This window comes from Streptomyces sp. PA03-1a (genome assembly GCF_033792805.1).
Lineage (GTDB): Bacteria > Actinomycetota > Actinomycetes > Streptomycetales > Streptomycetaceae > Actinacidiphila.
This window is the reverse complement of record NZ_JARAVO010000090.1, coordinates 1-13,841: the sequence shown is the minus strand read 5'-3', so window position 1 is coordinate 13,841 and position 13,841 is coordinate 1. Positions and strand designations below refer to the sequence as shown.

General features: G+C 71.8%; 14 protein-coding genes and 2 rRNA genes. 4 read left to right on the top strand and 12 right to left on the bottom strand.

Translation table 11 applies throughout. The annotated features are described in order from the left end of the window. Positions 1–95: 95 nt before the first annotated feature. Positions 96–797: a 3'-5' exonuclease gene (locus tag PV341_RS21160; protein ID WP_500329423.1), complete on the bottom strand. Its 702-nt coding sequence runs from the start codon at positions 795–797 to the stop codon at positions 96–98. 114 nt (positions 798–911) lie between these two features. Next, a complete protein-coding gene (locus tag PV341_RS21155; protein WP_499513266.1) occupies positions 912–1,208 on the bottom strand; it encodes a glutaredoxin family protein in 297 nt (98 codons plus the stop codon). Positions 1,209–1,317: 109 nt separating this feature from the next. Here PV341_RS21155 and PV341_RS21150 point away from each other — a divergent pair, with 109 nt between their 5' ends. The 3 genes from PV341_RS21150 (at position 1,318) to PV341_RS21140 (ending at position 4,746) form a co-directional block, all read left to right on the top strand. Beyond that, positions 1,318–2,238: an HAD family hydrolase gene (locus tag PV341_RS21150; RefSeq protein WP_500329422.1), complete on the top strand. Its 921-nt coding sequence runs from the start codon at positions 1,318–1,320 to the stop codon at positions 2,236–2,238. A gap of 307 nt (positions 2,239–2,545) precedes the next feature. Beyond that, positions 2,546–3,340: a sigma-70 family RNA polymerase sigma factor gene (locus tag PV341_RS21145; RefSeq protein ID WP_499513264.1), complete on the top strand. Its 795-nt coding sequence runs from the start codon at positions 2,546–2,548 to the stop codon at positions 3,338–3,340. A 215-nt stretch (positions 3,341–3,555) separates the two neighbouring features. Then, positions 3,556–4,746: a DUF5667 domain-containing protein gene (locus tag PV341_RS21140; RefSeq protein ID WP_500329421.1), complete on the top strand. Its 1,191-nt coding sequence runs from the start codon at positions 3,556–3,558 to the stop codon at positions 4,744–4,746. Positions 4,747–4,835: 89 nt separating this feature from the next. Here the strand turns inward: PV341_RS21140 and PV341_RS21135 are convergent, their stop codons facing one another. The 5 genes from PV341_RS21135 to PV341_RS21115 form a co-directional block, all read right to left on the bottom strand. Then, positions 4,836–6,014: a lysophospholipid acyltransferase family protein gene (locus PV341_RS21135; protein ID WP_500329420.1), complete on the bottom strand. Its 1,179-nt coding sequence runs from the start codon at positions 6,012–6,014 to the stop codon at positions 4,836–4,838. Between the two features lie 26 nt (positions 6,015–6,040). Continuing rightward, a complete protein-coding gene (locus PV341_RS21130) occupies positions 6,041–7,093 on the bottom strand; it encodes an NAD-dependent epimerase/dehydratase family protein (protein ID WP_500329419.1) in 1,053 nt (350 codons plus the stop codon). Positions 7,094–7,279: 186 nt separating this feature from the next. Then, positions 7,280–7,378 (bottom strand): 30S ribosomal protein bS22, encoded by a 99-nt coding sequence (locus tag PV341_RS21125; protein WP_003948845.1) that lies wholly within the window; start codon positions 7,376–7,378, stop codon positions 7,280–7,282. Between the two features lie 107 nt (positions 7,379–7,485). Beyond that, positions 7,486–7,698: a helix-turn-helix domain-containing protein gene (locus tag PV341_RS21120; protein WP_018558718.1), complete on the bottom strand. Its 213-nt coding sequence runs from the start codon at positions 7,696–7,698 to the stop codon at positions 7,486–7,488. A 128-nt stretch (positions 7,699–7,826) separates the two neighbouring features. Beyond that, on the bottom strand, positions 7,827–8,642 hold the full coding sequence (locus tag PV341_RS21115) for a phosphatase (RefSeq protein ID WP_500358709.1): 816 nt from the start codon (positions 8,640–8,642) through the stop codon (positions 7,827–7,829). Positions 8,643–8,796: 154 nt separating this feature from the next. On the opposite strand from PV341_RS21115, the gene PV341_RS21110 reads away from it, so the two are divergent. Then, on the top strand, positions 8,797–10,392 hold the full coding sequence (locus PV341_RS21110; protein WP_500329537.1) for a GMC family oxidoreductase: 1,596 nt from the start codon (positions 8,797–8,799) through the stop codon (positions 10,390–10,392). Here PV341_RS21110 and PV341_RS21105 read toward each other — a convergent pair. The 5 genes from PV341_RS21105 to PV341_RS21085 form a co-directional block, all read right to left on the bottom strand. Further along, the gene (locus PV341_RS21105; protein ID WP_500329417.1) at positions 10,389–11,564 is read right to left on the bottom strand and encodes an acetoin utilization protein AcuC; all 1,176 of its coding nucleotides are present in this window, start codon (positions 11,562–11,564) and stop codon (positions 10,389–10,391) included. The two genes, PV341_RS21110 and PV341_RS21105, sit on opposite strands and share 4 nt — an antisense overlap. After that, positions 11,515–12,747 (bottom strand): MFS transporter, encoded by a 1,233-nt coding sequence (locus PV341_RS21100; protein ID WP_500329416.1) that lies wholly within the window; start codon positions 12,745–12,747, stop codon positions 11,515–11,517. The genes PV341_RS21105 and PV341_RS21100 overlap by 50 nt, the downstream gene beginning before the upstream one ends. A gap of 43 nt (positions 12,748–12,790) precedes the next feature. Continuing rightward, positions 12,791–13,450, bottom strand: coding sequence for an HAD family hydrolase (locus tag PV341_RS21095; RefSeq protein WP_500358708.1), 660 nt, complete (start codon positions 13,448–13,450; stop codon positions 12,791–12,793). 108 nt (positions 13,451–13,558) lie between these two features. After that, a 5S ribosomal RNA gene (rrf, locus tag PV341_RS21090) occupies positions 13,559–13,675 on the bottom strand. 65 nt (positions 13,676–13,740) lie between these two features. Next, positions 13,741–13,841: ribosomal RNA gene (locus tag PV341_RS21085) — 23S ribosomal RNA — on the bottom strand; the annotation flags it as partial.

Below are 13,841 nucleotides of genomic sequence, written 5' to 3'. Positions count from 1 at the left end.
CCCGTCGTTGGGACCGCCCCGTGCACGCCAGGCTATGTCTTTGTGAACGCGTGCACAAAGATGGTGTCCGATTTGCCCGGGGGAAGTGACCGGCATCACGCACCCCCATTACGGGCATAAGAAACCTTCTGCTGCGACGGAACGTTCCACGCGGGCGCCCGGTCCGCACCCCGGCGCCCCACCCACAGCGCGTCCGCTCCGGCCAACTGCGGCCACTCGACCACCGCCGCGCGCGCCAGCGCCTTCTCGGTCTGCGCGGGTCCACCCGGGTGGTCCGGGACGTACGAGGCGAAGAGCCGGGCCGTCGTACGGGCGTCCCCCAGCGCCGTGTGCGCGGTCCAGCCGGTCAGTCCGGCCGCCTCGGCGCACGCCAGCAGGCTCAGCCCGCCCGGGGCGGTCTCCCGCAGCGCGGCCATCCGCATGGTGCACAGTTCGGGGACGACGGGGAACTCCACGCCGAGCCGGGCGTACTCCGCCGCCAGGAACGCGCGGTCGCAGCCGACGTTGTGCCCCACCAGCACCCGCCCGCGCAGCAGCCCCAGCAGCCTCGGGGCGATCTGCCCGAACAGGGGTGCGCCGACCGCCTCGACGTGGCGGGGCTCGATGCCGTGGATGTGGGTGGGGCCGACCGGCCCCTCGGGGTCGACGAGGGTCGAGAACTCGCCCTCGTGCCCGAAGTCGCTGTCGAGGAGCACCACGGCCAGCTCGACCACCCGGTGGCGCCGCGAACTGGAACCGGTGGCCTCCAGATCGACCACGGCGAAGCCGCCGCGCGCCTGAAGTCTGCCCGGGAGCACGCAGTCACCATCCTTACTCACGCACCCCCGCACTACACAAAACGCCTTGATGGTAATCGAGCACCCGCGTCCAGAGGAACACGCGCAAATCGCCCACCTGTCGCACCAGGGCCCTCAGGCGCCCAGCCCGCGCCGCAGCCGGCCCTCGTCGACACGCCAGAAGGTGTGCTGTTCCCCGTCGATGAGGACGACCGGGATCTGCTCCCAGTACCGGTCGTGCAACTCCTCGTCGCGCGTGATGTCCCTCTCCTCGAAGCGCGCGCCCAGGTCGTCGACGACCCTGCGGATCACCGTCCGGGCGTCGTCGCACAGGTGGCAGCCGGGCTTGGCGATCAGCGTGACCGTCCGATCCGCCGGGTTTCTCCGGGCATTGCGGGCATCGCGTCCGAACAGAGGGCTCATGCCGGCCATTCTGCCTCCGTCAACTCCCGACCCGCGGTAACACCCTCGTCGCGAGGAGTTCATTCACCTGCTCCATCGGTGCACCGGAGTTGCCCAACGGACTGGCTATGCTCGCCCCATGGCCGCTCTGCGATGGCTCACCCCCCGTAAGCGCTCCGCCACCGCGCGCAGCGTGCTGGCCGGCGAGGCCGCGGCGGAGGCCGCGCTCGCGGCACCCGTGGAGAACAAGGACGACCTGGCGGGCGTCCCCGCGTTCCCCGTGGTCGGCGATCCGCACGCGGCCGCCTTCTTCGACCTGGACAACACCGTGATGCAGGGCGCCGCGATCTTCCACTTCGGGCGCGGCCTGTACAAGCGGAAGTTCTTCCAGAGCCGTGACCTCGCGCGCTTCGCGTGGCAGCAGGCGTACTTCCGGATCGCCGGGTCCGAGGACCCCGAGCACATGCAGGAGGTGCGGGAGAGCGCGCTCTCGATCATCAAGGGGCACCGCGTCGAGGAACTCATGTCCATCGGCGAGGAGATCTACGACGAGTACATGGCGGACAAGATCTGGCCCGGCACCCGCGCGCTCGCCCAGGCCCACCTCGACGCCGGGCAGCGGGTCTGGCTGGTGACGGCCGCCCCGGTGGAGACGGCCACGATCATCGCCCGCAGGCTCGGCCTCACCGGTGCCCTCGGCACCGTCGCCGAGCACGTCGACGGCCTCTACACCGGCCGGCTGGTCGGCGAGCCCCTGCACGGCCCCTCCAAGGCCGAGGCCGTCAAGGCCCTCGCCGCCGCGGAGGGACTCGAACTCTCGCGCTGCGCCGCGTACAGCGATTCGTCGAACGACATCCCGATGCTGTCGCTCGTCGGACATCCATATGCGATCAATCCCGATACGCGGCTGCGCAAACACGCGCGCGAAAAGGGCTGGCGGCTGCGCGATTACCGCACCGGTCGCAAGGCGGTGAAAATCGGCATCCCTGCGGCCGCAGGCGTGGGCGCCGTGGCGGGCGGCGCCGCCGCCGCGATGGCCCTGCAGCGCCGCCGCCGCTAGGGACGCGGGCGACACGCCCGGGTCACCCACTGGCGCCCCGTCAGTTCACGGTGAGCCACACAGCCACAACACGCTCTCCACGCGAGCATTTCACGACGCTATGTGGTCAACACTGTTCCGGTGTTCGATAATTGATCGATCACCATTCCGCCAGAGAGTGGGCGGAACCGACGATTTCAGCAACTCGGTGTAGCGTCGCCTGTACGAAGCGTTATTCTCCTCAGACGCAAGCCGGTACCCACACGTCCCTACGACGGGTGAACGGTTCCGTACTGCACGTGATGGAAGTTCTGCCTCTGGGAGTCCCGTGTACCCACACACCGGGGTTGACGCCTCTGGCCTGGCTACGCTGCGCGCACTGGTGGCCGAGCACCTGCTGCGCGTTGTCCCCGCGCACGCCGTGCTCGTCCCCGCACTCGCCACGGCGGCAGCGCCCGCCGGCCGCGCCTACGCGCTGGCCGACGGCCGGGCCACGGTCGGCAGACGGTCCCGCAGCACCCAGCAGGCCGACCGGTCCACGGGCGCCACCCCGCGCCGGCCGGCGGCCGACAGTGACAGCGGACGCATGATGGACCTGGTCGAGCGCGCCCAAGCCGGCGAGACCGAGGCCTTCGGGCGCCTCTACGACCACTATTCGGACACCGTCTACCGCTACATCTACTACCGCGTCGGGGGCAAGGCCACCGCCGAGGACCTGACCAGCGAGACCTTCCTGCGCGCCCTGCGCCGCATCGGCACCTTCACCTGGCAGGGGCGTGACTTCGGCGCGTGGCTGGTCACCATCGCGCGCAACCTGGTGGCCGACCACTTCAAGTCCAGCCGCTTCCGGCTGGAGGTGACCACCGGGGAGATGCTCGACGCCAACGAGGTCGAGCCCAGCCCGGAGGACTGCGTCCTGGAGGCGCTGTCCAACGAGTCGCTGCTCAGGGCCGTCCGCAAGCTCAACCCCCAACAGCAGGAGTGCGTGACGCTGCGCTTCCTGCAGGGGCTCTCGGTCGCCGAGACGGCCCGCATCATGGGCAAGAACGAGGGCGCGATCAAGACCTTGCAGTACCGCGCCGTACGGACCCTCGCCCGGCTCCTCCCCGACGACGCGCGATAGCGCGATGGATGGATCTTCATCTTGCGACTGCCTCCACGGTCCGATCATCATGACTGCGTAACCCAACTCGGGCGGCACTCGTTGCATCACATGCGGACCCCCCAATGCCGTGCTCTGCCCGCTTCCGATCACTCGATCGGGTGGAAAGGCTCAAGGTGCACAACCTTGAAGGCACTACGGGGAGTCGAGGTGGATGACGAGAGGAGGTGCCGCCCGTGATCGCGAATCCAACGGCGCACCGGCGGGCTAACGCCTTCGCCGACGCCCTCGAGGGCGAAGGCCCCCAGACGGGTGCCGGCGTACAGCACGGCGCCCACGCCGCGGACCGGCATGCGGATCCGGGCCAGGGCGCGTTCCTGGCCCTGGCGGACGCCCTGCGGGACGTACCGCGACCGACGCTGGACCCGGAGACCAAGACCGTCCAGCGTGCCCAGTTGATCGCCGCCATGGAGGCCGCGCTCGCCGACGGCACCCTGACGGTTCCCGTACAACGCGACGGCGGCCGGGGCGCGCACCGCGCCGACGGCCGCGGTCTCGGCAAGCTGAAGCCGCGTTCCGCGTGGTCGCGCAGGCTCGCCGCCGGCGGCCTCTCCGTCGGTGTGGCGGCCGGCGCCCTCGGCGGCGTCGCCGCCGCGAGCACGGACGCGCTGCCCGGCGACACCCTCTACGGCCTCAAACGGGGCATGGAGGACATGCGCCTCAACCTCGCCGACGACGACGCCGACCGCGGCAAGGTCTACCTCGACCTCGCCTCCACCCGGCTCCAGGAGGCGCGCCGCCTCATGGAACGCGGCCGGGGCGGCGAGCTCGACGACGAGTCGGTGGGCGAGATCCGCAGGGCGCTGTCGGGGATGCAGCAGGAGGCCTCCGAGGGCCACCGGCTGCTCGCCGCCGCGTACCGCAAGGACGGTTCGCTGCAGCCGATCGAGACGCTCTCCGCGTTCTCCAGCAACCACCGCAGGGGCTGGACCGAGCTGCGCGGCAAGCTCCCCTCCCGGCTCGACGACGTGGGCAACAAGGTCACCTCCGTCTTCGACGCCATAGAGGACGAAGTGGCCCCGCTGCAGAGGCTGTTGCCGCCCTCCACCGGCTCCGGCCACGGTGACGGCCACGGCGTCCCGGGCAGCGGCGACCGCTCCGCGAGCGGCACCCGCGGGCCCTCGCCCTCGGTCAGCGGCTCCGCGAGCGGGTCCGCCGACGAGCGCGGCGGCGACAAGGCCAGCCCTTCGGCGTCGCGCAGTTCGGACAGCGGCCTCATCGGCGGCACCGGCGATCTGCTCGACCCCACGCCGACCGGCAGCACCTCGGGCGGCGACGGCACCCAGCCGTCGGTCACCCTCCCGCCGCTGCTGCCCGGGCTGCTCCCGGGTCTCGGGCTCAGCGCCGAGGACGACAGGGGCGACTGAGCGGGGACCTCACGGCGGTGGGCCGGGGCGCCATGCCCCGGCCCACCGCCGTGTCCGGCTCCTGCGGGCCGGACGGAAGGCCCGGAACCTCAGAAGAAGACCGAGCGGCGCTGCACCAGCAGCTTGTAGAGGGTGTGCTGGATGGTCTCGCGTACCTGGTCGGTCAGGTTGAAGACCAGCATCGGGTCCTCGGCCGCCTCCGGCGCGTAGCCGTCCGTAGGGATCGGCTCGCCGAACTGGATCGTCCACTTCGTCGGCAGCGGCACCATGCCCAGCGGCCCCAGCCACGGGAACGTCGGCGTCACCGGGAAGTACGGGAAGCCCAGCAGCCGGGCCACCGTCTTGGCGTTGCCGACCATCGGGTAGATCTCCTCCGCGCCCACGATCGAGCACGGGACGATCGGCACCCCGGTCTTGAGCGCGGTCGCGACGAAGCCGCCCCGCCCGAAGCGCTGCAGCTTGTAGCGCTCGGAGAAGGGCTTCCCGAGCCCCTTGAAGCCCTCGGGCATCACGCCGACCACCTCGCCGCGTTCGAGCAGCAGCTGGGCGTCCTCCGCGCAGGCGAGGGTGTGCCCGGCCTTGCGGGCCAGCTCGTTGACGAGCGGCAGCACGAACACCAGGTCCGCCGCCAGCAGCCGCAGGTGCCGCCCCGCGGGATGGTGGTCGTGGACGGCGACCTGCATCATCAGCCCGTCCATCGGCAGCGTCCCGGAGTGGTTGGCCACCACGAGGGCACCGCCCTCGGCCGGGATGTTCTCGATGCCCTTGACCTCGACCCGGAAGTACGACTCGTACAGCGGCCGGAGCAGCGACATCAGGACCTGGTCGGTGAGCTCCTCGTCGTAGCCGAAGTCGTCGACCTCGTAGTCGCCGGTGATCCGGCGGCGCAGGAAGGCCAGACCGTGCGCCACCCGGCGCTCCCAGGGCCCGCCCAGCAGCCGGTCCGCGGCCGAGCCGAGCGCGGCGACCAGCGGGCCGCCCGGTGTGCCGGGGTGCCCCTCAGCGCCCTCCGCCGCGGCCTGCACGCCCTCGGACGCCTCACCGGCACCATCGGTGCCGGGGGTGTCCGCAGAGGCCGTCACGGCGTCCTGGACGGCGTCGGGCTCCGCGGCGACGCGTACGGCACGCTCCTCCACCGGCAGCGCGGCCACCGCGTTCCCGGTGTCGCCGCCCGCCTTTCCGCGGGCCGCGGCCCGCCCACGCGACCGCGGTGCCCCCCTCCGCGTCCGCGTGTCCTCGTCGAACGGGATGACCTTGGCGTCCGCCATGGTGCGGTTCCTCCTCGCAGCATTGCTCACGAGCTCAGTCCTCGGGGGCCGCCCGCGGGGACCAGCGCGGCGAGCCGGTCGACGGCCTCGGCGAGCCGGTCCGGCGGCAGCAGGCCGTGGCCGTGGCTGCGGGCGAAGTCGCCGAAGGTCTCGGCGGTGGTGTACTTCGGGGTGAAGCCGAGCGTCTCGCGCATCTGCGTGGTGTCCACGACCCTGCCGTGGGTGAGCAGCCGGATCTGCTCGCGCGAGAAGTCGGTGACGCCGGCGGTGCGCAGCATCTGGCCCACCCAGGTGACGGCGGGCAGCAGCACCGGCACCGTGGGCTTCCCCAGCCGTCGCGCGGTCTGCGACAGCAGGAGCACCCCGTCACCTGCGATGTTGAACGTGCCGCTGTTGATCGTCCCGTTGCGCTCGTCGCGCAGGGCCAGCATCAGGACGTCGACGACGTCGTCCTCGTGCACGAACTGCAGCCGCGGGTCGTAGCCGAGCACGGTCGGCAGCACCGGCAGCGCGAAGTACTCGGCGAGCGGGGTGTCGGCCCGCGGGCCGAGGATGTTGGCGAACCGCAGAACCGATACGGCAACGTCCGGGCGACGCCGTGCGAAGCCGCGTACGTATCCCTCGACTTCGACCGCGTCCTTGGCGAAGCCGCCGCTGGGCAGCGACTTGGGCGGCATGGACTCGGTGAAGACCGCCGGGTCACGGGGCGCCGAGCCGTACACGCTCGTCGTGGACTTCACCACCAGGCGGCGCACCGTCGGGGCCTTCTGGCAGGCGCCCAGCAGCTGCATCGTGCCGATGACGTTGGTCTCCTTGACCGCGGTCCGGCTGCTCCGGCCGGGCAGCGTGCCGCTGACGTCCATGTGGACCACCGTGTCCACCGAGCGCTCCGCCAGCACCTTCGCGATCATCGGGTGCCTGATGTCGGCACGGACGAACTCCGCGCCGCCCAGATGGTGCGGGGGCGGCATCGTGTCGACCCCGATCACCCGGTCGACGTCGGGGTCGCGCATCACGCGTCGTACCAGCCGGCCGCCGAGCTGGCGGGCGACTCCGGTCACGAGCACCACTTTGCCCAAGATCAGCGCCTTCCCTCGCACCGCATGTACGCACCGTATCGGTTCGATGTTGCGCCGTGATGACGCCCGAACGTACGAGCACCGTCAAGGAGGGCCCGGCCGGCGGTCCCCCCGGGAACGCGACTGCCCTCCCGCCCCCACGGTCCGTGGGGGCGGGAGGGCAGTGAAGTGCGACGCGTAGCTCGCTTACTTCTTGTTGCGACGCTGCACACGCGTACGCTTCAGCAGCTTGCGGTGCTTCTTCTTGGCCATACGCTTGCGCCGCTTCTTGATGACAGAGCCCACGACTACCCTCGCTTCGTTTTCACTCGGTGCGGGGCGTCCGAGCCCACACGACCTACGTCGGCACAGCCTACCCGTCCGCAAGCGCCGAGTAGAAACCGAGGCGGTCGTCAGGCAGTTTCCCCCACCCCCACGTAGGACTCCCGAAGATAGTCATGGACGGCCTGCTCCGGCACCCGGAAGGACCTCCCCACCCGGATCGCCGGCAGATGACCGCTGTGCACCAGCCGGTACACGGTCATCTTGGACACTCGCATCACCGCGGCGACCTCTGCCACGGTCAGGAACACGACCTCGTTGAGAGGCCTCTCGCTTGAAGCCATGACACACCTGAACCTTCCGCACATGACGGGCACCGGCTTCCCCTCCGGTGACTCCCTCTCGCACGTGCGCTCCTCCCCAGATTAGGTGCGGGTGATGCAAGTGGGGAAGAGGAGTAGCGATCGGTTGACTACTGTGACAGACACGCTCGATTGAGTACATAGCGCGTAAGCGGTCGGTAGTAATCGGACCGCACAGCGTCATCAAGCGGAACCACGACCGAAATCCTGCCCTCCGCCTCGGCGACGAAGACCGCGGGGTCGTCCGCATCGGCCAGCCCGATGGCCTCGATGCCCAGCTGACCTGCTCCGCAGACCCAGCCGTGGTCTCCCACCACGAGGCTCGGCAGCAGTCCCCCGCGTCCTGCCGCACCGGCCAGCGCGGCCCGAACCGGGAGCGGGGAGTGCGTGTGTACCGCCGGCGCACCACGGGCGCCCTCACCCGGCGCATCCCGGACCGTCGCGACGCCCCCTACGTACCAGAGGTTGTGCGTGCGTAGGCCGAATTGCGTCGCCATGTCGATACATCGGCCATGCGATGGGGTGAGGACGGGACATCCCGCCGCCGACAACCCGGCCGCCAATCCGGCGTAGAAGCCGAGCAGCCGATGCGGGTGACCAGTACCGATGAGCACGGGCTCCCTGCGCCGCGCGGCCTCCTTCAGCCGGCCGGCGAAGGCCTCGAGCCCCGCGAGCGTGCGGTCCGGGTCGATCACATCCTGCCCGGAAGTGTGCCCCGGGTCAGGCGAAACCCCACATCGGTCGGCCATCAACCGCAGGAGACCGGACTGCGTCCAAGCCCGCGCCGGCTCCAGCCCCAGCGTCTGCCGCGGATCACCCGCGGCGAACAGCCGATAGCTGCGCAGGCTCTTCTCCCGCGGTGTCGTCACGACCCCCGCGATACCCGCCCCCACCAGATGCGCCCGCAGCGCGCCGACAGTCACCACGCGCCGATGGTGGCCTCCCCCGCCCCCCTCACGTGCCGGAACGACCCGGACATCACTCCCGGGGGGCGGCCGTTCGGGTCGGCGTACCCGGCGAAACCCTCCGTACAATACGGACATAGCGCGCGACAGCGATGGGAGAGCCCCCGTGGCCGACATCTCCTCCGACACGGGCGAGTTCGACTACGTCGTGGTGGGGGCGGGATCCGCGGGGTGCGTGCTCGCCGCCCGCCTCTCCGAGGACGACACGGCCCGCGTGCTGCTCCTGGAGGCCGGCGGGGCAGGCCGCCCTCCGGAGGTCTCCGTCCCCGCGGCCTGGCCCGGCCTGCTCGGCACCCCCCTGGACTGGGCGGACCGCACCGTGCCGCAGACCGGGACCGGCCTCGCGGTGCCGTGGCCCCGCGGCCGCGGCCTGGGCGGCAGTTCGGCCATCAACGCCATGAACTTCCTGCGCGGCCACCGCTCCGGCTACGACGCCTGGGCCGCCGAGGGCGCCGAGGGCTGGGGCTGGGACGACCTGCTGCCCTGCTTCCGCCGCAGTGAGGACCTCACCGGCGTCCCGGGCCGCGACCCGGAACTGCGCGGCATGGAAGGACCCCTGCGGGTCGGCCCCGCCGCCGACCGCCACCCCGTCGCCCGGGACTTCCTGCGCGCCGCCGTCGACGCCGGCCACCCGGAGGCGGGCGACCTCGCCGGCGGCCTGGAGGAGGGGTTCGGCTGGGGCGACCTCAGCATCGCCGACGGCGTACGCCAGGACGCCGCCACGGCCTACCTGCGCCCGGCACGGCACCGGCCGGGCCTGCACGTGCTGACCGGGGCCCTGGCGCACCGGGTCCTCCTGACCGGGGAACGCTGCACGGGCGTGGAGTACGCCGTGGACGGCGGGCTGCGCACCGCCCGCTGCTCCCCGTCGGGGCAGGTGGTCCTGGCCGCGGGCGCGGTCGGCACCCCGCAACTGCTCATGCTCTCCGGCATCGGCCCCCGCAACCACCTGCGCCACTGGGGCATCCCCACCGCCGTGCACCTGCCCGGCGTCGGCTCCCACCTGCTGGACCACGTGGCCTGCGGCGTCGTCGTACGGGCCCCCCGCCCCGTCCCGCCGGGCGCCAACAACCACGGCGAGGTCCAGGGCCTGATCCGCACCCGGCCCGACGCACCGGGCCCCGACGTGCAGTTGCAGGTCGTCGACGTCCCGATCCGCGAGGAGAGCCTGCCCGGGCCGGCCGTCGGCGAAGGCTGGACGATCACGGTCGCCCTCATGGCGCCGTACGGCCACGGAACCGTCCGGCTCTCCGGCACCGCCCCCGGCGCCCCACCGCTCATCGACCCCCGCTACTACGCCGACATCCGCGACCTCGACACGATGGTGCGGGGCCTGGACGCGGCCCGGGAGCTCGCCTCCGGCCCCGCGCTGGCGGACTGGTACGGCGAGGAGGTCCTCCCCGGCCCGGACACCACCGGCGGCACCGAGCTGCGCGCCTACCTCGGCCGCAACCTGCGCTCCTGCAACCACTACGCGGGCACCTGCCGCATCGGCACCGACGCGTACGCCGTCGTCGACCGCGCCCTGCGGGTGCGCGGTGTCGACGGTCTGCGCGTGGCCGACGCCTCGGTGATGCCGGCCCCGGTCTCGGCCAACACCAACGCCACGGTCTACGCCATCGCCGAACGTGCGGCGGAGCTGCTGCGGGCCGGCGCCCGACCGCCCCTCGCAGGGCCCGGCCGTGCCCAAGGCCTGACCGAGTACACCTAGGCCAGCAGCCCGTGCAGCGGGAAGACCGCCCGCCGGGTCGCCAGGATCGCCTGGTCCAGCCGGTCCGCCGGGTCGTACCCCGCGTCGTGGAAGCCGGTGAACGCCGCGTCCCGGCCGTCCGTCATCCGCAGCGGCCCCATCTGCCGCGTCCTGCGGTACACCTCCGCCCGCCACTCCTCGGGCGTCGCCGCCTCCGGCGCGACCGGCTGCCCGGCGGCGATGCCCACCAGGTGCGTCCACGTCCGGGGCACCACGTCGACCACCGCGTAACCGCCCCCGCCCAGGGCGACCCAGCGGCCCTCGGCGTGCTCGTGCGCCAGGCCGTGCAGCGCCTCCGCGACCGCCCGCTGCGCGTCCAGGCTCACCGCGAGGTGCGCCAGCGGGTCCTCGAAGTGCGTGTCCGCCCCGTGCTGGGTCACCAGCACCTGCGGCCGGAAGGCCGCGAGCAGCTCCGGGACGACCGCGTCGAACGCCCTGAGCCAGCCCTCGTCCCCGGTGCCGGCCGGCAGCGCCACGTTCACCGCGCCGCCCTCCGCCTCTGGGCCGCCGGTCTCCTCCGGCCAGCCGGTCTGCGGGAAGAGCGTGCGCGGGTGCTCGTGCAGCGAGATCGTCAGCACGCGCGGGTCGTCCCAGAAGGCCGTCTGGACGCCGTCCCCGTGGTGCACGTCCACGTCCACGTACGCGACGCGCTCCGCGCCCAGCTCCAGCAGCCGGGCGACGGCCAGCGCGGCGTCGTTGTAGACGCAGAACCCCGAGGCCATCCCGGGCATCGCGTGGTGGAGCCCGCCCGCGAAGTTCACGGCGTGCGTCACCTCGCCGCGCCACACCGCCTCGGCCGCCCCCACCGACTGGCCCGCGATCAGCGCCGAGACCTCGTGCATGCCCTCGAACGCCGGGGTGTCCTCGGTGCCGAGGCCGTACGCCAGTTCCGTCATGCCCTTGGGGTCGGCGGAGGCCCGGCGCACCGCCGCCACGTACTCCGCGTCGTGCACCAGGCGCAGCGTCGAGTCGCCGGCCGCGGGGGCCGCGGCCACGGTCACCGCCCGGTCCAGACCGAAGGCCCGGACCAGCCCCATGGTCAGTGCGAGCCGCACCGGGTCCATCGGATGGCCGCGACCGAAGTCATAGCCCGTTACCTGCTCGTCCCACATCAGCTGTGCGCGGCCGCTCATGGTCGACACCGTATCGGGCGGGCTCCGCCCCGAACGAGCGGGCGTACAGCAGCGTCGCCGTCACCAGCAGCATCGGGACCAGCATCGCCCCCCGGTAGCTCCACACGTCGCCCAGCGCGCCCACCAGGGGCGAACCGACCAGGAATCCCACGTAGTTGAAGATGTTCAACCGCGCGATCGCCGTGTCCGACGCCCCCGGAAAGAGCCGCCCGGCGGCCGCGAACGTCTGCGGCACGATCACGCACAGCCCCAGGCCCAGCAGCGTGAACCCTGCCATCCCCACCCACGCGCCCGGCGCGCCCGCGACCACCGCGAAGCCCGCCGCCGCCACCAGCGCGCCCGCGCGCACCACCGCCGCCGCCCCGAAGCGCCGCACCCCGAGGTCGCCGACCGCGCGGCCCAGGAGCGTGGTGACCATGTAGACGTTGTACGGGACGGTCGCCAACTGCTCGGAGCTGCCGAGCACGTCCTGCAAGTACTTCGCGCTCCAGTTGGAGACGGTGGAGTCCCCGATGTACGCGAAGGCCATCACCATGCAGAGCGGCAGCAGCAGCCGCATCGCCACCGCGGTCGCGGCCGGCGAAGCCGCCCCGTCCTGCCCGTCCGGGGCATCGGCCTTCTGGTCGACGTACCAGCGACTGCCCACCAGCGTCAGCGGGATCAGCACCGCGACCACCGGCCCGTAGAGCACCGCCAGCGACAGGTGCCAGTGCGCCCCCGCCCAGGCCAGCGACGCCCCCAGGATGCCGCCGAAGCTGTACGCGGCGTGGAAGCCCAGCATGATGCTGCGCCCGTACGCGCGCTGCAGGCTCACCCCGAGCATGTTCATGGACGCGTCCAGGGCGCCGACGCATATCCCGAAGACGGCCAGCGCCGTCGCCAGCTGCCACAGCGCGTCCCCTGCGCCGGCGCCCAGCAGCGCCAGGCACACCACGGGCTGCACCCAGCGCAGCACCACGCTCGGCCGCACCCGCTTGACCAGGTGCTCGGTGACGACGCTGCCCACGCCCGCCAGGACGGGCACCGCGGCCAGGAACACGGGCAGCAGCGCGTCACTGATGCCGTAACGGTCCTGCAGCGCCGGGATCCGGGTCACCAGCAGCGCGAACGCCGCCCCCTGCGCGAAGAAACTGACGGCCAACGAGGCCCGTCCGTGGCGCAATCCGCCGTCGATGCCGTCCATGAGCGTGCAGCGTAGGGCCGCAGGCTACGGACGGGTAGATCGATCACACGAACAGTTTCGCGGGCAGCTCCGCCATGTCCGCGAACAACTCCCGCGCCCCGGCTCCCGCTCCCGCCAGCTTCTCCGCCGGCGTCATCGCCGTGAAGCCGTACGCGTCCATCCCGGCCGCCACCGCGGCCTGCACCCCGAGCGGACTGTCCTCCACCACGGCGCACCGCTCCGGCGCCACGCCCATCGTGCGCGCCGCGTGCAGGAACAGGTCGGGTGCCGGCTTCCCGCACCCGACGTCCTGGGCGCTGAAGATCCGCTCCTCGTCGAAGTACCCGTACAGCCCGGTCTTCTTCAGCGCCACCCGGATCCGCTCGTGGCTGCCCGAGGACGCGACGCAGTACGCCACCCCGTCCGCCGCCAGCTTCCCCAGCACGGTCGCCACGCCCGGTACCGGCTCCAGTTGACGCCGGAAGCCCTCGAAGACCCGTGCGTAGTACGTGGCGTCGAAGTCCTCCGGCAGCCGCTGCCCCGTGCGCTCGGCGACGAGGTCGTGGACGCGGTGCATCGCGGAGCCCATGTAGTCGCGGACGGACTCCTCGTACGTGGTGGGGTGGCCCAACTCCGTCAGCAGGCCCGCCAGGATGCGGTTGGCGATCGGCTCGCTGTCCACGAGCACGCCGTCGTTGTCGAAGATGACCAGGTCGTAGCGCACCGCCCCACTGTAGTCGGGCACCGGATCCGGCCGGCTCTGCGTATTGCGGGACAACGCAGAAAAGCCCCAGCCCCCGAGTCAAAACTCGGGGGCTGGGGCTCAAAATTTGTTCGGCGGCGTCCTACTCTCCCACAGGGTCCCCCCTGCAGTACCATCGGCGCTGAAAGGCTTAGCTTCCGGGTTCGGAATGTAACCGGGCGTTTCCCTAACGCTATAACCACCGAAACACTATGAAACTGTCGAACCAACGGTTCGTTGTTTCAGAACTACACAGTGGACGCGAGCAACCTATGGACAAGCCCTCGGCTTATTAGTACCGGTCAGCTCCACCCATTACTGGGCTTCCACATCCGGCCTATCAACCCAGTCGTCTACTGGGAGCCTTAACCCC